This is a genomic window from Micromonospora endolithica (genome assembly GCF_003626595.1).
Taxonomy (GTDB): Bacteria; Actinomycetota; Actinomycetes; order Mycobacteriales; family Micromonosporaceae; genus Micromonospora; species Micromonospora endolithica.
Genome location: NZ_RBAK01000009.1, coordinates 234,325 through 253,124, shown reverse-complemented (window position 1 = coordinate 253,124; position 18,800 = coordinate 234,325). Strand labels below are relative to the sequence as shown.

Sequence of the window (18,800 nt, the reverse complement as noted above, 5' to 3'; positions counted from 1 at the left end):
CGCACCACCCGGCGGCAGCACACCTAGAGCCGGCCCAGCGCCTTGCGCAGCGGATCGAGGCCGAGCGCCCCGAGGTCCAGCGCCTGCCGGTGGAACTCCTTGAGGTCGAAGTCGGGACCCTTGCGGACCTTGGCGTCCTCCCGGGCCTGCAACCAGATCCGCTCGCCGACCTTGTAGGACGGGGCCTGGCCGGGCCAGCCGAGGTAGCGGTTCAGCTCGAAGCGCAGGTTCTCGTCCGGCACCCGGCAGTGGGCCCGCATGAACTCCCAGCCCAGCTCCGGCGTCCAGCGCTCGCCCGGGTGGAAGCCGAACGGGTTGTCGCGGGGGATCTCCAACTCCAGGTGCATGCCGATGTCGACGATCACCCGGGCCGCCCGGAACGCCTGCCCGTCCAGCATGCCGAGCTTGTCGCCGGCGTCGTCCAGGTAGCCCAGCTCGTCCATCAGGCGCTCGGCGTAGAGGGCCCAGCCCTCGCCGTGCCCGGAGACCCAGCACAGCAGCCGCTGCCAGCGGTTCAGCGTCTCGGCCCGGACCGCGGTCTGGGCGACCTGGAGATGGTGCCCCGGCACGCCCTCGTGGTAGACGGTGGTCACCTCCCGCCAGGTGGAGAAGTCGGTGATGCCCTGGGGCACCGCCCACCACATCCGGCCCGGCCGGGAGAAGTCCTCACTGGGACCGGTGTAGTAGATCGCCCCGTCACTGGTCGGCGCGAGGCGGCACTCGATCCGGCGGACCTGCTCCGGGATGTCGAAGTGGGTGCCGTGCAGCTCGCTGATGGCCTTGTCCGCCAGGGCCTGCATCCAGTCCCGGAACGCCTCCTTGCCCTGGATGGTCCGGGCCGGGTCGGCGTCCAGCGCCGCGACCGCCTCGTCGATCGTGGCGCCGGGGCCCACGATCCGCGCGGCCACCGTCCGCATGTCGGCCTCCAGCCGGGCCAGCTCGTCGAACCCCCAGGCGTACGTCTCGTCGAGGTCCACCTTGGCGCCGAGGAAGTACTGCGAGGCCAGCTCGTAGCGCTCCCGGCCGGCGGCCTGCTTCTCCCGCCCCAGCGGGGCCAGCTCGGTGCGGAGGAACTGGCCGAACTCGGCGGTCGCCGCGGTGGCCGCCGAGGCGCCCCGCCGCAGCTCGGCGCCGAGGGCGCCGTCGGCGTCCAGCCGCTCGACCAGTCCGTGGAAGAAGTTGTCGCCGTCCGGGTCGACCCAGATGTCGCACTGCTTGGCGACCTCCACCAGTTGCGCCCGCGGGCTGACCCGGCCGGCCGCGGCCTCCTCGCGCAACGTCGTCTTGTACGCCTCCAACGCGCCCGCGAAGCCGCCCAGCCGGGCGGCGATGTTCGCCCGGGCCTCGTCGGAGTCGGTCGGCATCAGGTCGAACACCGACCGCAGGTCGTGCACCCCGCTGGTGATCACGCTGACCTCGCTCGTCGACTCGCCGGCGTCGTACCGGGCGAGTTCGAGGCCGAGTCGCTCCTGCATGGCCTCCTGGGCGGTGCGTTCCGCCTCGGACTCCGGCTCGGTCACGTCGAGGTCGGCCAGTGCCCGTCGGGTGAGGTCGGCGCGGGCCGCGTACCCGTCCGGCGACATGTCGTCGAGCTTGTCGTCGTAGCCGGCGATGCCGACGTAGGTGGCGCCGGTCGGGGTCAGTGGCGCCCACTCGGCCACGTACCGGTTCGCGATGTCATCGATTCGTCCCACGCTGCGACCCTACGGGACTCCGCGACCCGGTTGTCGACCCTGTTTGCGGTGTTCAGGGGAGCAGGTCGGCGGGGTCGAAGGTGATCGGAAACGGCAGGTCGAGCTTCAGTTGCTGACCGCTTACCGCTTGGGCGGTGGTGATGTAGCTTCCGCCATGGGGGGCACCTCCTCGGGCTGGTCAACGCGTCACCGGCGTAGGTGGTTTCTGTGGCGGGGGACACGGTGGCCGAAAAGCGCGGGACATCGTCGTACCCCGGGAGCAGAGTGTCAGGGGTGAACACCGACTTCACCCCTGACCGGGCCCCGCTGCGGAGCTGGCTTCCCGGCTTCGTCGCGCTGGCCGCCATCTGGGGCTCCAGCTTCCTGTTCATCAAGGTCGGGGTGGCCGAGCTGCACCCGCTGCACCTGACCCTCTACCGGGTCGCCGCCGGCGCGGTGACCCTGCTGGTGGTGCTCGCCCTGCTCCGGGACCGGCTGCCCCGCGAACCCCGGATCTGGGCGCACCTGTTCGTGATCGCGGCGCTCGGCGTGGCGGTCCCGTTCACCCTCTTCGGCTACGGCGAGCAGCGCGTCGAGTCGATGCTGGCCGGCATCTGGAACGCCACCACGCCGCTCGTCGTCCTGCCGATGGCGGTGCTGGTGTTCCGCACCGAACGGCTGACCGCGCGCCGGGCGCTGGGGCTCGCCCTCGGGTTCGCCGGTGTGCTGGTGGTGCTCGGCGTGTGGGAGGGCATCGGTGGGGCCCACTTCGCCGGCCAGTTGATGTGCTTCGGTGCGGCGGCCTGCTACGGCGTGGCGATCCCGTACCAGAGGAGGTTCGTCGCGGGCAGCACCCACTCCGGCGTCTCGCTCTCCGCGGCGCAGCTCCTGGTGGCGATGGCGCAACTCGCCGTCGTCGCGCCGCTGGTGGCCGGCGCGCCGCCGGCGCCGACCGGCCTGTCGCCCGAGGTGGTGGCCAGCGTGCTCACCCTCGGTGCGCTCGGCACCGGGCTCGCCTTCGTGATCAACCTGCGCAACATCCGGCTCGCCGGGGCGAGCACCGCGTCCACCGTGACCTACCTGATCCCGGTCTTCGCGGTGCTGGTCGGCGCGGTCGTGCTCGACGAGCGGGTGACCTGGCACCAGCCGGTGGGCGCGCTGATCGTGCTTCTCGGCGTCGCCGTCTCCCAGGGTGCGAGGAAGGGCCCCCTCCCAACGCCTCCGGTAGAGGAAGGCCCCCTGTCAACGCGGCGGGAGCACGTCAGGAGTGGGACGCCGTCCAGCTGAGCAGGTCGTCGGCGGACCAGGTGTTGACCACCCGGTCGGCGGGCACCCCGCACAGCGCCGCGCGCTCGCAGCCGAACCGCTGCCAGTCGAGCTGACCGGGAGCGTGGGCGTCGGTGTCGATGGCGAACCGGCAGCCCGCCTCCAGCGCCCGCCGGATCAGCCGCTTCGGCGGGTCCTGCCGCTCCGGACGGGAATTGATCTCCACGGCAACGTCCCGTTCGGCGCAGGCGGCGAAGACCGCGTCGGCGTCGAAGTCGCTCTCCGCCCTGGTACGCGCGCGGTGCCCCCGGTCGCCGGGGCCGGTCACGCCGGCCGGCCGCGACGACACCATCCGCCCGGTGCAGTGACCGAGGATGTCCAGGTGCGGGTTCGCCACCGCGGCGAGCATCCGGCGGGTCATCTTCCCGCGTTCGTCGTTCAGTCCGCTGTGCACCGAACCGACCACCACGTCCAGGCGGGCCAACAGGTCGTCGTCCTGGTCCAGCGAGCCGTCGGCGAGGATGTCGACCTCGATGCCGGTGAGGATCCGGAAACCCTCCGGCAGCGCCGCGTTGACCGTCGCCACGTGGTCGAGCTGCCGGCGCAGCCGGTCGGCGGTCAACCCCCGGGCCACCTTCAGCCGGGGCGAGTGGTCGGTGAGTACCACGTACTCGTGGCCCAGCTCCACCGCGGCGAGCGCCATCTCCTCGATCGGGGAGCCGCCGTCGGACCAGTCGGAGTGGGTGTGGCAGTCGCCGCGCAGTGCCGACCGCAGCGCGGCGGCGGCCTCGTCCAGATCGGTGCCCTCGGTGGCGAGCAGCCGGCGGAGGTAGACCGGTTCCTCGCCGGCCAGCGACTCGGAGACGCAGCGGGCGGTGACGTCACCGACCCCGGCCAGCTCGGTGAGTTTCCCGGTCCGGGACCGCTCGGCCACCTCGGCCTCCGGCAGCGCGCCGAGCGCGTTCGCCGCCGACCGGAAGGCCTTCACCCGATAGGTGGCCTCGTTCGCCCGTTCCAGCAGGAAGGCGATCCGGCGGAGGTCGGCGATGGGGTCCCGGGCGCTCATGACCTCCCAACCTACGCGAAGCCGTGGCCCGCCGGTCGTCCGACGACCGGCGGGCCACGACGGGTGGTGGTACGGATCAGGAGTGCGGCAGCTTCACCAACGACTTGTCCCCGACGCCGAGGTTGGTCGGGTTGACGCCGATGGCGGACCAGACCTCCACCCGGACCGTGCCGTCGGCCAGGGCACCGAGCGTGCCGGTGGCCGAGACCAGACCGGCGTTCTGGGTGTAGCGCTCGAAGCCGGGGACCGGGTCGGTGGCGAAGTAGCGGTAGGTCTCCACCCGCTCCCAGCTCCCGTTGCCGGTCAGGTCGTAGGACACCCGCACCTGGACCCCGTTGCCGACCGCGTTGCCGGCGTCGAGGAACAGGTCGAAGGTCGTCTGGCCACCGGCGTACGCCAGGTCCAGGCCGGTGGCGGTGAACACCTGGGCGTTGGTCGGCGTGCCGTCGTGGTTGGCCCCGCCGGCACCGGCCACGGTGACGGTCGCCGGGCTGCCGGCCGCCCCGAGGCGGCTGCTCGGGAGCAGGTACTGCGTCGGCGAGTCCGACGTGGGCGGCGGCGTCGTCGGTGGCGGCGTGGTGGGGGGCGGGGTGGTCGGTGGCGGAGTGGTGGGCGGGGGAGTCGTGGGTGGCGGCGTCGTCGGTGGCGGCGTCGTCGGCGGCGGGCCGGTCGGCGGTACGCCACCGCTGGCGCTGCCGCCGCTCCAGGTGACCGCGCCGGTAGCGACCGTACGACCGGCCGGCACGTCCACCCGGGTGCCGTTGGAGAACGTCACGGTCAGCGGCGACGCGGTGATGTTGCTGGCCACGTACGTCCGCGCGCCGTTGCGGGTGAACACCGCGGCCAGCGGATGGTTGGCGGTCACCGTGGCGTCCGGGGTGCCCAGCGTCGCCAGGTTGCGTACCCAGTGGAAGGTGTGCGCCCGGCTCTCGCCCTCCTCCGGGACGTACCCCGGGTTGGCCCGTAGTTTCGTCAACGCCGCGTCCGGATCACCCAGGGCGAGGAACTGCCAGTGGATGTCCTGCCACACGGTGGGTTCGCCACCGTTGTTGCGGACCAGTTCGGCGTAGTTGACCTTGTTGTAGGCCGGGTCCTGGCCCATGTACAGGTGACCACCGGTCACCGGCAGCATGTTGATGCCCTGGATCATCTCCGGCTCGGCGCTGAACCAGGTGGCGTACGCACCGCCGTCGCCCCAGACCATGCCGACCGTGGAGTGGCCGAACGCCGCCGGGAAGTTCTCGTCGTCGGCGTCGAACCAGTACTCCCGGATCGCCGCCGACTGGGTGGTCCAGATGAAGACGCCGGCGTCGCGGACCGCCGTGTTGCCGGTGGCCTGTCCCCACTGGATGAGGGCGTTGGCGAAGTTCATGCCCTCGGACGAGGACTCCTGGTTGTTGCCGGCGTTGAAGGAGCCGTGGCCGGAGGCCCAGTCGTGGCCGGCGTAGATGTCGAAGTCCCGCAGGTAGGGGAAGCGGTTGTCGGTACGGCTGTAGTTGTTGGCGTCCCGGATGAGCAGGTCGACCATGCCGCCGTACTGGTCCTGCTTCGCCCAGGCGGGGTCGAACTTGGCCAGGGTGGCGGCGGCGGCGATGAAGTAGCCGTAGTGGAAGTGGTGGTCGTTGAGTTCCTGGTCGGACCCGTACGAGGCGGGGTAGCCGATCAGGGTGCCCCAGTTCTGGTCGTAGTAGAAGATCTTGGCGGCCTCGCCCGGTGTGGCGGTGAACCAGTCGTTGAGCGTGCTGCGGATGGCGTTCAGCGCGGCCGTACGGGTCTCGGTGTCACCGACCTGGTCGGCGATCTCGACGATCCGGGCGGCCCGGCCGAGTCCCTTGCCGGTCCAGTAGGTGTCGCCGCCGCGCTGGTCCATCGGGTTGCCCCGGACCGCCGCCAGGTGGCTGCGCAGCGTGGCCAGGTCCGCACCGTCGCCGGTGGCGACGGCCGGCACCTCCGGCAGCACCCCCTGGAACCGCATCGAGGTGCGGAACTGGTCGACCCCCGCGAGGACCTTCATCCGGCCCCGGGCCGACGGGTAGGTCTGCGCCAACGGGGTGGCGCCGGCCAGCGACTTCCACTGGTGCGGGTAGAGGCTCACCACCGTCCGGGTGTTGGTGCCCTCCCGCGGCGTCGTCGTGAACGCGTACGTGGTGTCGACGCGTCCCGTCCCCTGGTCGTACCCGTAGGACATCCGGGTGCCGGTCACGTGGGCGTGGGCGTAGGTGCCGAAGGTGGCGGCAAGCTGCGCCCGGGCGGTGGCGTCGAGGCCCTGGGTGGGCAGCAGTGCCACCGAGAAGTAGCCCTTGCCGGCCAGGTCGGAGGTGATCCGGCCGCCGCTGACCGTCCAGCTCGCGCCGGTCGGGGCGTACGCCACGTAGTCGTGGCCCCGGACGGTGAAGCCGATGGTGGATCCGCTGTTGGACCAGATCGTCGGGCTGCCGCCGGTGGGGTTGATCTGCGCGGTGCCGCCGGTGGTGCGGAAGTACGTGAACGGCAGGCCGTGGCCGATGGTGGCGCGCATGGTGCGGACACCGTCGCCCCAGTACGGGGTGACGGTCCAGTCGGTCCAGTCGTCGACCTTCACGATCGGTACGCCGAGGGCGGCCACGCCGACGCGGATGTCCTCGGAGTAGGCGTACTTGTACTCGCCGACGCCGTTCGCCGTGCCGGTGATGGTGGGCGTGGAGGTGGCGGAGAAGCCGAGGCCGTCGCCGAACACCTGGTAGGAGACGGGGTGCGCGTGCAGCGGCTCGCTGTACGAGCAGTTGGTCTTCTTCCAGAGCAGGGACGACCACCAGTCGTTGGTGGGGACGGGACCGGCCGGAGCGTCGGCGGTCACGAACTGGCGAGGGTTGGTGGACATGTCACCGCAGCCGGCGGGGAGCGGGCCCACGCGGTCGGTGGTGTAGCTGCCGGCGCCGACGGTGGCGGCCTCGGCCGGGGTGGTGTGGACGACGACCAGTCCGCCGAGGACGAGGGCCATGGCGGTGGCGGTGGCGGCCAGGGTTCGGTTGCGGTGTGGTGCCGGAGGTTTCACGGTGCCTCCATCGCGTGGCACCCGGTCCCGCCGGGTGCGGCGCTGAGTCGGAATTGTGAGGAAAGTTGCCTCAGAGAGCGCTCTCTTGAGCCGGGACGCTAGCCGAGAGAGAAGACTTGCGTCAATGTTTCCGGTCGATGAAGCACGTATGTCGGAAAACCCGGAGACCGTTCTCGCTCCGCCGAGGACGGTGAGGGTGGGCGCTACCGGGCCGTCCCGGGTGCCTTCGGGCAGCCGTGCCGCCGGTGCCAGGCCGACACCTCGGCCGCCGGTTCCCGGTTGATCTTTCGCCGCCAGGCGTCCAGGTAGGGCGCGGGCCACACCACACCCCGCCGGATCCACCAGCCGTCCCGGCCGGTGCACGGCGGGGAGATGCCGAAGTGCAGGTGACACACGTTGTTCGCGTTTCCGGTCCGGCCTACCGTGCCCAGCTGCCGTCCGGCCCGGACCCGGGCTCCGGCGTCGACGCCGTCGGCGATCTCGGTCAGGTGCGAGCCGTAGTAGCGCACCCCGTCGTCGCCGAGCAGCGACACCGACAACCCGCCGTTGTAGGGCCCGCGCGGCCCCTGCGGCGCGAAGCGGTCCACCCGGCTGACCTCCAGGACCGTCCCGTCGGTAACCGCCACGAACGGCTCGCCGCAGTCGGCGAAGATGTCCGTCCCCGGGTAGGCGGAGTGGGTCGGGTGGTAGGCGACCTTCCGCGCGCGTACCGGGAAGACGTGCGGCAGCCCGGCGCGCGCCGGCGCGGCCGCCGTACCGCCCGGGCTCGCGGTGCCGTTCGGGGTCGCGGTCCCGGTCGGCCGCCCGGTCGCCGCGGCGGACGGCTGGTCGGCGACGACCGGCGGGGTGCTCGCGCGGGCCGCCGGGGTGCCCTGCGCCGTCCCCGGCCGGCTCGTCGCGCAGGCGGCGGCCACCAGCGGCACGAGCAGGAGCAGAGCCGGGTACGCGCGACGGCGTCCGGTCGGCGGCAGGGGCATCGGATCATCCTGACAGACCAGTACGGTGGAGGGAGGTCCCTAGGGCGGGAGGAACGACGGTGAACGGGCAGACGTACCCGGGCGACCCGCAGCCGGGGTTCCGCCCGTACACCCCCTCGGGTCTCTTCCCCTCCGGCCGGCCGACGCGGCCCAGCTACCGCGAGCCGCACCCGGTCACCGGCGCCGGGGTCGCCCTCGGCGGGACCGGCGCGACCGCGTGGCTGCTCCTGTTCGGCCTGCTCGGCACCGACGTGCCGGAGTACGCCTGGTGGACCGTCCTCGCCGGTGGGCTGGCCTGGCTCGTCGCGGTGCTGCTGGTCCAGCTCGGCGACCGGGGTGTGGCCACCGGGATCGCCATCGTCACCGCCGGTGGTTGGAGCATCGCGGCGGCAGTCGTTGCCGTGCGCTGGGCGACGAGCGGCGACTGGCCGCTCTGGTGACCCTCTGCCGTGCCGACGTCGACTGCGTTCGGTGGCGGTACGGCTGCACCGCGAAGCCCGTCTTGACGTGGTGCTCGGGACTCGGCACGCTCGGCGGTATGGCCTGGACCACTCCGCGGCAGGACCCCGAGCGCAGCCGACGACGCCAGCAACTCCTCGCCGAGTTGGCCGGTGCGCGCGCGGTACGCCAGCGGGAGCGACCGCAGCGCCGGCGCACCGAACAGCTACGGCAGCTGATCGCCATGCGCCGCCGCGTGGCGGGTTGAACCACTCCACTTTTCCGCCCTTCGGGGCGTTGACCGTTCGCCTACCGACCCGACCGGCTAACGTGCACGCGTAACGGATCGGCGTGCTGTGCCGAGGCATTTTGGGGGGACCGTGTCGTACTTCGCGGTGGCCGTGGTGCGCGACGAGAGCGGCTGGACGGCTTCCGAGGTCAGCCTGCGTGGCGTGACCGACATCGAGGAGGTCGCCGACCGCCTGCGCGACGTCGACGTGGACGCCGACCTGTCCCTGCTGTTCGTCGAGGCCGACGACACCTACCTGGTCGTCCTGCGGCTCGACGAGGGTGAGGACCTGCGGATCTTCGGTTCCGACTCGGCGTACGCGGAGGAGTCCAAGCTGGGCGCCCTGCTGGTCGGTGACCTCAAGGGCTCGGTCACCGGGTTGGACGACACCGAGGAGCCGCGCCCCGCGTCCGGCGACGACGACAGCGAGCAGCCCGCGGTGGACCCCGAGGCCGACCCGGTCGGCGATGCCGACCTCCTCGCCGACCTCGGTGTGCCGGCGCAGAAGCTGCTGGCGCTCTGCGCCCACGAGGGCATGATGCCGGCCGACGTCACCGTCGAGATCTGCACGGTGCTGGGCTGCGCCGACGAGGTCGAGGAGCTGCGTGAGGTCTGATCCCTCCGAGCCGGCTCTGCCGGCCGGTGGTGAGCCGGCGGACGTCACCGACCCGGCCCTGGAGACGGTCCGACCTGGTGCCGGTCCCGGGCTCGCCGGCGCCGGTCCGGGTGCCGACGAGGGGCTGGCCGACCCGTCCGGTGTCGGACGCCGGCAGCGGCACGAAAGCTGGATGCGCCGGGCCCTGGAGATCGCGGTCACCGGGCCGGACCGGCCCGCCGCCGACCCGGCCGACGCCGGCGACGTGCCGGTGGGCGCGGTGCTCTACGGGCCGGACGGCACCGAACTGGCGATCGGACGCAACGAACGCGAGCTGACCGGCGACCCGACCGCGCACGCCGAGGTGCTGGCCCTGCGCCGCGCCGCCCAGCGGCTGGGCCGCTGGCGACTCGACGGGTGCACGCTGGTGGTGACCCTGGAACCCTGCACGATGTGCGCCGGCGCCCTGGTGCTGGCCCGGGTCTCGACCGTCGTGTTCGGCGCCTGGGAGCCCAAGACCGGCGCCGCCGGCTCGCTGTGGGACGTGCTCCGCGACCGCCGCCTCAACCACCGCCCCGAGGTGTACGGCGGGGTCCTCGAAGCCGAGAGCGCGTCGATCCTCCGCGCCTTCTTCCGCTGAGGTGTAAGGAAGGGCCCCCTGTTAACGCCTGGCGTGGTACAGGGGGCCCCTTTTACAAGCGGGTCAGGCGATGATGGTGTCCAGCGCGATCTCCACCATCTGGCTGAAGGTCTGCTCGCGCTCCTGCGAGGTGGTCTTCTCGCCGGTCTTGATGTGGTCGCTGACGGTCAGGATGGTCAGGGCGCGGGCCTTGAACCGCGCGGCGATCGTGTAGAGCGCCGCGGACTCCATCTCCACCGCCAGCACGCCGTAGTCGGCCAGGGTGTCGTACAGGTCCGGTCGGTCGGTGTAGAAGGCGTCCGCCGCCAGGATCGGCCCGACCCGCATGGTGATGCCGCGCCGCTCGGCCACCTCGACCGACGTACGCAGCAGCCCGAAGTCGGCCACCGGCGCGTAGTCGATCAGCCCGTCGAAGCGCATCCGGTTCATGTTCGAGTCGGTGGACGACCCGATCGCCGCCACCACGTCGCGCAGCTGGAGGTCCTCGGTGAGGGCGCCGCAGGAGCCGACCCGGATGAGCGACCTCACGCCGTACTCGTTGATCAGCTCGTGGGCGTAGATCGAGGCCGACGGCATGCCCATGCCGGATCCCTGCACGGAGACCTCGACGCCGTTCCAGCGGCCGGTGAAGCCCAGCATGCCGCGAACCGTCGAGTAGCACCGGGCGTCCTCGAGGTAGGTCTCCGCGATCCACTTGGCCCGCAGCGGGTCGCCCGGCATCAGGACCCGCTCCGCGATCTCTCCCGGCTTCGCGCCGATGTGCGTACTCATGGCAAAGATCCTGCCAGGTCGGCGGGCGGCATACCGGTTCGGCGTCCGGACCGGTGGTCCTGTAGCCTCTTCGGCGGTGGCGTGTCCGAGTGGCCTAAGGAGCACGCCTCGAAAGCGTGTGAGGGTTTACGCCCTCCGCGGGTTCAAATCCCGCCGCCACCGCTCGTGAACAGCGAGAACGCCCGGTCGATCCGCGAGGATCGCACCGGGCGTTCCGCTTGTGGCCTCAGTTTCGGCTCATGTGGCGGCGAAGTCCTCGCCGAGCAGGGCCCGGATCCGGCTCAGCGCCCTCGCGTCCCGCATCTTGACCGCGGAGGCCGAGATGCCGAGAATCCCGGCGACCGTGGCGACGCTCTGGTCCTCCCAGTGCCGCAGCACCACGATCGCCTGGTCGCGGAGGGGCAGGGCCGCAAGCGCGGTCATCAGAGCGACGTGCAGGTCACTCGTCGGCTCCGGTCCCGGCTGCTCCGGCAGCCTCGCGCAGACGACCTCGGTGTCGCTGCGGCGCTTCCGCTGGTCGAAGACGGTGTTCATCAGGACCCGGCGGCTGTACGCGTCGAGGTTCGCGCTCTGCCGGATCCGCCCCCACGAGGGGTACATCTTGGCGAACGTGATCTGGGTCAGGTCCTGGGCGAGGTGCCAGTCTCGGCACATGAGGTACGCGGTGCGTCTCAGCCGGGGTGCGCTCGCCGCGACGAATGCGCTGAAGTCCTCGTCCCGGGCGCTGCGCTCGCGCCGCCGTGCGATGCCCCAGCGGGAGAGGGGGCCGGCCGGAGGGTCAACGGCCGGCACGGCGTACAAGTCGGCTTGTCCGCTTGTCACTCATCCTCCCCAGGGCCCGAGCGGGTCAGGCACGGGTCACCGAGGATCTGGTCGATGCCGCTTCTGTGGTCGTACGTCGCCACGAATCGCGGGAAGTCCTTCGCCCTCGCCAGTCTGACGTCGAAGGACTCGGGAAACTGTTCCGGCTGGACCGCCTCGACCAGATCCGGATTGTTCCGGTAGTGCTCCTTGAATGTGGCGTACGCCTCCTCCCGGCTCACGAGCGTCACGCTCCGGACGAGCGGATCCGACCGGAGCGTGTCGCGCAGGTCGTCGCGCTGTCGTCCGGTGGTCTCGTAGCGCAGGAAGACCCGGACGTCCGTGGTCGCGCGCCCCGCCTCCCGGTCACAGGCGAGGCTGGCGGGCGGCATCAGGGCCCCGGCCGCCACCACCGGAGGCGGCACCGCTCTCTCCGGCGCCCCGGCGTTCAGCGCGACCAGTGTGGCGGCGACCGTGACGATACCGGCCAGCGCGCCTCCGGTGAGCAGATGGCGCCTGCGACGCAGCGCCCTTCCCGCCGACATGGCATTCAGCGCCAGGTCTCCGGCGGGAGGCTCGGGTTCGGCGTCCAGCGCCCGCTCGAAGAGCACATGCACCTTCTGATCCACGATTGCTCCTGGTGTTCGATGGCTTCCTTCTCCAACGACTGGTCGAACCGCCGAACCGGTCACATCGACTCGCCAACGTGGCATCGCGAAAACGCCCGGTCGGTCCCCGGGGACCGTCCGGGCGTCGGGCTGTGCGGGATTGTGGTCTCAGTTGCGGCCCGCCGGCCCGTGTGGCTGACCCCTGAACCGGGATGGACCACCCTCGATCTGGTTCCCGCCGGGCGGCTGACACCGTGCGAGAATCGGGCGCTTCTGTGATCGCCGGACACACCGGCCACGAGACGCGGGGGATGAATGATCACAATTTATCGGTACGGCGCGTGGGCCAGATGCGGCGCGGTGGCACTGACACTACTGGCGGTCGTTGGCGGCACCGCGGGGGCGATGACGCCGGCGGAGGCGAAGCCGGGCCTCCGAGCCCAGCAGTGGTGGCTCGAAAAGCTGCGGGTCCCCGAAGCGCACAAGATAAGCAAGGGCAGGGGCGTCATCGTCGGGGTGATCGACTCCGGTGTCGAGGCCAACCATCCGGACCTGCGGGGACGGGTTCTCACCGGCGCCTCCTACATGGACGGGCCGGTCGGTAAGGACCTGGATACCGTCAAGTCGGGTCACGGTACAGCGATGGCCGCGCTGATCGCGGGCAGCGGACCGGGCCGCAGCGGCTACCTCGGGATGGCTCCGGAGGCGGAGATCTGGTCCGGTGCCGTCCTGGGCGGTGGGGTACTGGCCAACTCGGACACGATCTTCGGGGCGGTCCGGGAGGCGGTGGACCACGGTGCGAGCGTCATCAACCTGTCCCTTGGCGGCAGTGGCGGCCTTGGGTATTCCGAGAGTAACGCGGTCGAGTACGCCCTCGAGCACGACGTGGTGGTGGTGATCAGTGCCGGCAACGTCGTCGACGGCAACGGCACGGCCACCCAGGGGCTCGCCACGATTCCCGGCGCGATCATCGTGTCCGGGTTGGACAGGTCGTTGAACTTCTTCGAGAAGGGCTCCCGGCAGGGAGAACACGTGGTGGTGGCCGCGCCGGAGCAGGACATCCTCACCGCGACCAACACGAGCGAGCAGCGTGGCCTCCGGAGGGACGGCGGCACCAGCAGCGCGGCGGCCATCACCTCCGGACTGGTGGCGCTGGTCCGGTCGAAATACCCCGACCTCGACGCGCCGAACGTCATCAACCGGGTCATCAGGACCGCCAAGGACCGTGGTGCCACGGGCCGGGATCCGCAGTACGGGTTCGGGGCCATCGACCCGGTTGCCGCGCTGACCGCCGACGTACCGCCGGTCACCGCCAACCCGCTCGGCAAGCCGTCCGAAGTCCACGACACGGCCCCGTCCAAGCCGCGCTGGGACCGCCTGTTCATCGCGATCGCCGTGGCGTTCGGCGTGACGGTCATCGTGGTCGCGGTGACCGTGGTGGTGATCCGGTCCTCGCGTCGCCGCCGGTCCGTGCCGGGTCGGCCGCCGGCCGCCGGGCCGCCGGTCGCCGCCGGGCCGCCGATGCCCGGTCCCTACCAACCCGTGCCGGCACACCATCCGGGTACCGGGTACCAGCCGCCACCGGGTTACCAGCCGACCGCGGCGGGCCCGGGCCGGTCCTCCTATCCGCAGGCACCGCAACAGACCGGATGGCAGGCACCACCACCGCCGCCTCCCGCGCCGGGCAGCCAGCCGGGTCAGGTCAGGCGGTGGGCAGCGAAGCGGAGCCGGCGACGGGTGGGCGGCACAGACCCACCCACCCGTCGCCGGCTTCCGGGCGTACTCACCGTGGTGCGGCTCAGGACCGGCCGCCGCCCTCTGGCGGCGACCAGGTCGGCGGTTGCGGATATTGGGCCGCTTGGTGTGGATATCCGGCCGGAGCTTGTGGATATCCGGCCGGCGACTGCCCAGGAGTGCCGACCGGCGGCTGCGCCGTGCCCGGCCAAGGTGCGGGAACGGGCGTCCCCGGCCACCCGCCAGCCGGCGGACCGGCGGCGACTCCCGCCGGCATCCCGGGCGGCGGGCCGGCGGGAGCCGACCCCGCGGCGGGCATCCTGGTCGCCCCCGATGCCGTCGGGTTCCGGCGGCGGGTGAGCAGCCAGACCGCGAGCGCGCCCAGGACGGCGAACAGGCAGACCGAGCCGCCCAGGATGCCCAGTATCCCGAATCCGCTGGTGTTCACATTGAGGCCGGATCCGTTCCGGTCGTACTCGGTGGCCTCGCGGTGGCTTCGCAGCAGTGGGTTCTCGCCACCGGCGGTGGGGGTCACCCGGGTCAGGGACCGCAGAGGATCCACCCGCCCGTATCCGTAGCGCGGGCTGGCCAGCACCAGGCCGCCACCGAACTGCTCCTTGGGGTCCTCACCCAGAGCGGTGTGGATCATCCGGCTGATCACGTTCATCGCGGTCAGCTTCGGGAAGCGCGCCCGAACCAGGGCGATGGTGCCGGACACGAGAGCCGCGGAACCATCGGTGCCCTCGGCTGCCACACTGGCACCCGAGCCCGCCGAGGAGCCGACAATCCGGTCCATCGGCGCTGACAGCACGACCTCGCGACCCTCGTGCGAGTCCTCGTCGAACTTCCCTGACCGGTTCAGCCCGGACACGGCGATCACGCCTTGAGCAGCGGCCGGCGCCTCGACCCCCTGAAAGTCACCGCGGGTGGCGCCAACCGCCGCGACGACCACGGCGTTGTGCTCCAGCGCGTACCGCACCGCCTTTTCTTCCGCGTCGGTGGGCGTCCGCTCGGCGCTCAGTGAAATGTTGATGACCGTGGCACCGTGGTCCGCAGCCCAGCGGATGGCCTCGGCGATCTCGTCCGGCTCCGCCTCCTTGCCGACGGAGATGGGCAGGATCTTCGCGGCCGGGGCGATCCCGAGTAGCCGGTCGCCGCCTCGACCGGCGATGATGCCGGCCATCGTGGTCCCCCGGGGCTTGTCGGGCAGGGCGTCGCGCTGCCCGTCGGGGGCCGCGTCCGCACCGATTCCGTGGCCGGGCAGCACCTTTCCCCGCAGGTCGGGATGGCTGGCGTCGACTCCACTGTCGATCACCGCGACGGTCACCCCGGCACCCTTACTGACCTTGTGGACCGCTTCGATGTCCCAGGCGTCGAAGTACCACTGCTGACTGCCGCGCGGCGCGGCCCCTGCGGGGCCGGACACCAGGCCGCTACCCAGCATCACTCCGGCGGCGATGGCGGCCGTGATGGTACGCATCGGACTGTTCATTCTCCCCCGTTCCGGTGCCGCGGCGGATGGCCCGGGCTGCCGGCACGGACCCCGTCGCGCCGGTGATTCTGCCAGCACCGGATGGACGGCACGGCCCCAGCGGGAGGGCGAGGAAGGGAGCCCCGTTACGTGACGGACGTCAACGGGGCGCTGCGCGTCGGGCGGGGGTCAGCAGGGACCGTGTCCCTCGTCGAAGGCGCGTTCGGCCCAGTCGGCGTATCCGGCGATGACCTTGCGGACCGTCTCGCCGTCGTGCAGGAACAGGTACGCCCGGTCGCCGCGCCGGGCGAGCAGCCCGTCGAACCGGTACGTCCCCTGCGGGGCGTCGAGTTCCCGGACCGCCGGGTAGCGGTCCCGGACCTTCGGCACCGGCGTGCCGGCGATGACGCCCTCGGGCGTGCCCACGGTGTCGTCCAGCCAGAGCAGCACCAGCCGGTCGTCGACGAAGATCGGACTGACCGTGTCGTGGCCGGCGAGCGCGACGCCGCAGGCGTCGACGTCGGTACGCAGGACGCCCCGCCGGGTCAGCTCGTCCTCGGTGTCGCCGAACTCGACGTTCCGTAGGCCGTTCAGGCCGACCACCTCGGTCCGGCCGATGGGCGCGGCGGGTGGCGGCGCTGCGGGCGTACCCGCCCCGCTGCCCGCGATCGAGGCAGCCGTCAGCAGCGCGGCAATAAAAGCAAATTGTCGTAATTTCATGGAATCCCCCAGTCCCCAACGGGCCCGGGGCCGTCAGGTTGCTGCCTGGCGGAGGATTGCCCCAATTCCCACTCCTCGGCCAGCTCGTCCCAGTAGTCGGCGGTCAGTCGCCGCCGCCCGTGGGTCAGCCAGCCGTCGGTGTTCCGCTCCACGTGCAGGCCCAGCTCGGCGAAGGCGTCGATCCACGGGCCGGGTTCCGCGCCCAGCTCGGCGAGCGCGGCGTTGATCGGCCAGCCTTCCCGCGGCCCGTCCAGCGTCGCGTCGAAGCGCGGTCCCCAGGAGCGGTCGCCGCCGAGCCAGACCGCCGCCGCCTGGTAGCCGGCGCCGCCGGCGAACTCCGCCTCCAGGTACGCCACCGGCCCGCGCCGCGACCAGCGCGCCAGAACCTCGGTCAGCGCGGTCGACAGCACCAGGTGGAACGGGTCTCCGGCGGAACGCTCCACGACGGAGAAGTCCGGCAGCGCGCCGGTCAGCTCCTCGACGACCTGCGGGGTGACCGGCAGCAGCGCGAAGTCCTGGCGCAGCTCGCCGACGACCGCGTGGTCCAGGTCCGCGGTCGCCTCACGCAGCAGATCGGCGTCCGCGACGACCGCGCTGAGCTGGTAACTCACGTTTCCCGCCTGGTCGTCCACAGGCTGTGGATGGAACATGTGTACGACCGTGGCGACCACCCCGGGGGCGCGGGGTGGGCCGGCTCGTGTCGCCGGGGCGCGGTGGTGCTCACGGCGGTCAGTCAACCGCACCAGCCCGCGCGCCGCGACGGACCGCTCCGTGCGCCCCTGCCGACCGGGGCGGGCTGTCCGCGTACGACGGCGGGAGCCGGACCCGTGCGGGCCCGGCTCCCGCCGCGATCAGCGCGTCACCACGCGGACATGTCCGGTAGTTGGTCGATGGAGATGGTCCGGGGGTCGGCCATCGCGGTCCGCCACATGCCGGCGACGTCCCGCCCGCTGCCGTTCCAGTCCCGGGAGGCCCAGACCACGAAGTACGGCCAGGCCGGGTCGGTGGCCGGGTTCAGCGGGCTGAACGTCTCCGCCACCCCGGTGGTCTTGTTGGTGCCGACCGACCGGCAGATGGCGAGGTCGCTCGCGCTCTGGAAGTAGTCCGAGGTGACCATGTCGACGTAGGCGTCACCCGGGTACCAGGACGCCAGCGAGGTGCCCTGGCCGCTGGCCATGCCGTTGAACACCCAGACGATGTTGTGCGCCCCGGCGAGCTGCGCCCGCTGGTAGATCAGCCGCCAGAGCTGCTGGTACGCGCCCTGGCCCTTCTTCGCCCACCACATGTAGTTGTTGTTCGCCTCGTGCAGGGGTCGGAACAGCACCGGGACCCCGGCGTCACCCATCTTCTTGATCTCGCGGATCACCAGGTCGATGTCCTGATAGAGCTTGGACGACGGGTTGGTCAGGTCGGGCACGAAGTCGCAGGGGGCGGCGTAGTTGCCGCCGCGCGGGCAGTACCAGTGCCACTGGAAGGCGACGATTCCCTTGCGGGTGCGGGCCCAGTCGATCACCTGCTGGGTCTGCACGGTGCCCCGGGTGTACTCCATGAAGTCGAACGCGACCATCGCCGGGTACCGGCCGGTGAGCTGCTGGACCCGGTCGGCGTCCGGCAGGTCGGTCTGGCCGCTGACGAAGGAGTGGGTCTTCAGGTAACAGAGCAGGTGCCGCACCTTCGAGTTGGCCTCCGGGTCGGCCGGTTCCTGCCCGCAGTCCGGGCCGCTCGGCGGCGGGGGCGCCACCGCGTACACCTCGAACTCCCACAGCGAGTAACCCCAGCTGGTGCCGCGGGCGGTGCCGGCCATCCGGACGTACCGCCCGGTGCCGGTCACGGTCACCGCGTCGGTGCCGCCGTCGCCGCCGGTGGCACTGTGCACGGTGGTCCAGGTGGTGCCGTCGGTCGAGGTCTGGAGTTGGTACGCCCTGGCGTACGCGGCCTCCCAGCGCAGGGTCACCTGGTTGATCGGGTACGTCGCGCCGAGGTCCACCTGGATCCACTGCGGATCGGCGTACAGGCTGGACCAGCGGGTGTTCCGGTTGCCGTCCACGGCCTGCCCGGCGGCGTTCGGGCTCTCCGTCGACGACGCGGTGACCGGCCGGTTCAACGCCAGGTTGCCGGCCGGCGCGGTCGGGTCCGGCGTCGGGGTGTTGGTCGGGGTTGGCGCGGGAGTGGTGGGCGCCGGGGTGGTCGGCGTCGGGGTGGTGTCGCCGCAGACGGCGCCGTTGAGGGTGAACGTGGTGGGTGCCGGGTTGCCGTTGCTGTAGGCGACGTTGAAGCCGAAGGTCACCGTGCCGCCGGCCGCCGGGATGCCGGCGTTCCAGCTCACGTTCGTCGCGGCGACGGTGGCGCCGCTCTGGGTGCGGGTGGCGTTCCAGATGTCGCCGACGGTCTGGCTGCCGGGGAAGGTCCAGCCCAGCGTCCAGCCGTTCACGGCGGTGGACCCGCCGTTGGTGATCACCACGTCGACGCTGGCACCGGAGCCCCAGTCGTTGACGACGGTGTACTTCACCTGGCACGCAGCGGCGGCAGCCTGTGCGCCGGTCGTGGCGACCAGCGCGGCGGCGAGCGCGGTGACCGCTGCCGCCGTGCCGGCCAGGACGGCGCGGGCGCGCCGTACGGGTGGGGTCATGGTGTGCTCCTGGGGCGGGGTGGTGGGTGGGGGAGGGCGCTCGCGTGGACGCCCGGCGTCACCAGCACTGCCCGGACGGTCGGCCGCC

The 18,800-nt window shown here is 71.9% G+C and carries 16 protein-coding genes, 1 tRNA gene and 1 pseudogene; 7 read left to right on the top strand and 11 right to left on the bottom strand.

The genetic code is table 11. The features are described from left to right. Positions 1–23 precede the first annotated feature (23 nt). Entirely contained in the window at positions 24–1,694 is a 1,671-nt protein-coding gene (locus D7223_RS22610) for a DUF885 domain-containing protein (RefSeq protein WP_120730411.1), read from the bottom strand. 273 nt (positions 1,695–1,967) lie between these two features. On the opposite strand from D7223_RS22610, the gene D7223_RS22605 reads away from it, so the two are divergent. Then, a complete protein-coding gene (locus D7223_RS22605) occupies positions 1,968–2,960 on the top strand; it encodes a DMT family transporter (RefSeq protein ID WP_186832313.1) in 993 nt (330 codons plus the stop codon). Here D7223_RS22605 and D7223_RS22600 read toward each other — a convergent pair. The 3 genes from D7223_RS22600 to D7223_RS22590 form a co-directional block, all read right to left on the bottom strand. Next, on the bottom strand, positions 2,935–4,005 hold the full coding sequence (locus D7223_RS22600) for a PHP domain-containing protein (protein ID WP_120730410.1): 1,071 nt from the start codon (positions 4,003–4,005) through the stop codon (positions 2,935–2,937). The two genes, D7223_RS22605 and D7223_RS22600, sit on opposite strands and share 26 nt — an antisense overlap. Positions 4,006–4,081: 76 nt before the next feature. Further along, entirely contained in the window at positions 4,082–7,039 is a 2,958-nt protein-coding gene (locus tag D7223_RS22595) for a glycosyl hydrolase (RefSeq protein WP_238162167.1), read from the bottom strand. Between the two features lie 203 nt (positions 7,040–7,242). After that, positions 7,243–8,016, bottom strand: coding sequence for a M23 family metallopeptidase (locus tag D7223_RS22590; protein ID WP_120730409.1), 774 nt, complete (start codon positions 8,014–8,016; stop codon positions 7,243–7,245). Positions 8,017–8,075: 59 nt separating this feature from the next. On the opposite strand from D7223_RS22590, the gene D7223_RS22585 reads away from it, so the two are divergent. From D7223_RS22585 to D7223_RS22570, 4 genes are all read left to right on the top strand, one after another. Next, positions 8,076–8,456, top strand: coding sequence for a hypothetical protein (locus tag D7223_RS22585; protein WP_120730408.1), 381 nt, complete (start codon positions 8,076–8,078; stop codon positions 8,454–8,456). A gap of 98 nt (positions 8,457–8,554) precedes the next feature. Beyond that, positions 8,555–8,722, top strand: a complete 168-nt coding sequence (locus D7223_RS33080; RefSeq protein WP_186832314.1) for a hypothetical protein — start codon at positions 8,555–8,557, stop codon at positions 8,720–8,722. Positions 8,723–8,834: 112 nt separating this feature from the next. Next, positions 8,835–9,359, top strand: coding sequence for a tRNA adenosine deaminase-associated protein (locus D7223_RS22575; RefSeq protein ID WP_120730406.1), 525 nt, complete (start codon positions 8,835–8,837; stop codon positions 9,357–9,359). 172 nt (positions 9,360–9,531) lie between these two features. Next, a complete protein-coding gene (locus D7223_RS22570; RefSeq protein WP_186832436.1) occupies positions 9,532–9,978 on the top strand; it encodes a nucleoside deaminase in 447 nt (148 codons plus the stop codon). 63 nt (positions 9,979–10,041) lie between these two features. Here the strand turns inward: D7223_RS22570 and deoD are convergent, their stop codons facing one another. After that, the gene (gene deoD, locus D7223_RS22565) at positions 10,042–10,749 is read right to left on the bottom strand and encodes a purine-nucleoside phosphorylase (protein ID WP_120730404.1); all 708 of its coding nucleotides are present in this window, start codon (positions 10,747–10,749) and stop codon (positions 10,042–10,044) included. Positions 10,750–10,824: 75 nt separating this feature from the next. Between deoD and D7223_RS22560 the strand changes: the two genes are divergently transcribed. Further along, positions 10,825–10,911, top strand: a tRNA-Ser gene (locus tag D7223_RS22560). A gap of 75 nt (positions 10,912–10,986) precedes the next feature. Here D7223_RS22560 and D7223_RS22555 read toward each other — a convergent pair. Together D7223_RS22555 and D7223_RS22550 are read right to left on the bottom strand one after the other, a co-directional pair. Continuing rightward, the gene (locus D7223_RS22555; protein WP_238162166.1) at positions 10,987–11,571 is read right to left on the bottom strand and encodes a SigE family RNA polymerase sigma factor; all 585 of its coding nucleotides are present in this window, start codon (positions 11,569–11,571) and stop codon (positions 10,987–10,989) included. Beyond that, complete coding sequence (locus D7223_RS22550) at positions 11,568–12,179, bottom strand: permease-like cell division protein FtsX (RefSeq protein WP_120730403.1); 612 nt, start codon at positions 12,177–12,179, stop codon at positions 11,568–11,570. Before D7223_RS22550 ends, D7223_RS22555 begins: the two co-directional genes overlap by 4 nt. 294 nt (positions 12,180–12,473) lie before the next feature. Between D7223_RS22550 and D7223_RS33695 the strand changes: the two are divergent. After that, a pseudogene (locus tag D7223_RS33695) lies at positions 12,474–13,409 on the top strand (S8 family serine peptidase); the annotation flags it as partial. A gap of 547 nt (positions 13,410–13,956) precedes the next feature. On the opposite strand, the gene D7223_RS33690 reads toward D7223_RS33695, so the two are convergent. The 4 genes from D7223_RS33690 to D7223_RS22525 all read right to left on the bottom strand — a co-directional run bounded on the left by D7223_RS33690 (position 13,957) and on the right by D7223_RS22525 (position 18,712). Next, positions 13,957–15,372, bottom strand: coding sequence for a S8 family serine peptidase (locus tag D7223_RS33690; RefSeq protein ID WP_158610923.1), 1,416 nt, complete (start codon positions 15,370–15,372; stop codon positions 13,957–13,959). A gap of 180 nt (positions 15,373–15,552) precedes the next feature. Continuing rightward, positions 15,553–16,047, bottom strand: coding sequence for a hypothetical protein (locus D7223_RS22535; protein WP_186832437.1), 495 nt, complete (start codon positions 16,045–16,047; stop codon positions 15,553–15,555). 32 nt (positions 16,048–16,079) lie between these two features. Further along, entirely contained in the window at positions 16,080–16,694 is a 615-nt protein-coding gene (locus D7223_RS22530; RefSeq protein ID WP_120730438.1) for a hypothetical protein, read from the bottom strand. 248 nt (positions 16,695–16,942) lie between these two features. Further along, the gene (locus D7223_RS22525; protein WP_120730399.1) at positions 16,943–18,712 is read right to left on the bottom strand and encodes a glycosyl hydrolase; all 1,770 of its coding nucleotides are present in this window, start codon (positions 18,710–18,712) and stop codon (positions 16,943–16,945) included. Between the last annotated feature and the right edge of the window lie 88 nt (positions 18,713–18,800).

Coding starts and splice junctions, on each gene's coding strand:
- D7223_RS22600 (WP_120730410.1), bottom strand. CDS start 4,005: ATGAGCGCCCGGGACCCCATCGCCGACCTCCGCCGGATCGCCTTCCTG.
- D7223_RS22590 (WP_120730409.1), bottom strand. CDS start 8,016: ATGCCCCTGCCGCCGACCGGACGCCGTCGCGCGTACCCGGCTCTGCTC.
- D7223_RS33080 (WP_186832314.1), top strand. CDS start 8,555: ATGGCCTGGACCACTCCGCGGCAGGACCCCGAGCGCAGCCGACGACGC.
- D7223_RS22570 (WP_186832436.1), top strand. CDS start 9,532: ATGCGCCGGGCCCTGGAGATCGCGGTCACCGGGCCGGACCGGCCCGCC.
- deoD (WP_120730404.1), bottom strand. CDS start 10,749: ATGAGTACGCACATCGGCGCGAAGCCGGGAGAGATCGCGGAGCGGGTC.
- D7223_RS33690 (WP_158610923.1), bottom strand. CDS start 15,372: ATGCGTACCATCACGGCCGCCATCGCCGCCGGAGTGATGCTGGGTAGC.
- D7223_RS22525 (WP_120730399.1), bottom strand. CDS start 18,712: ATGACCCCACCCGTACGGCGCGCCCGCGCCGTCCTGGCCGGCACGGCG.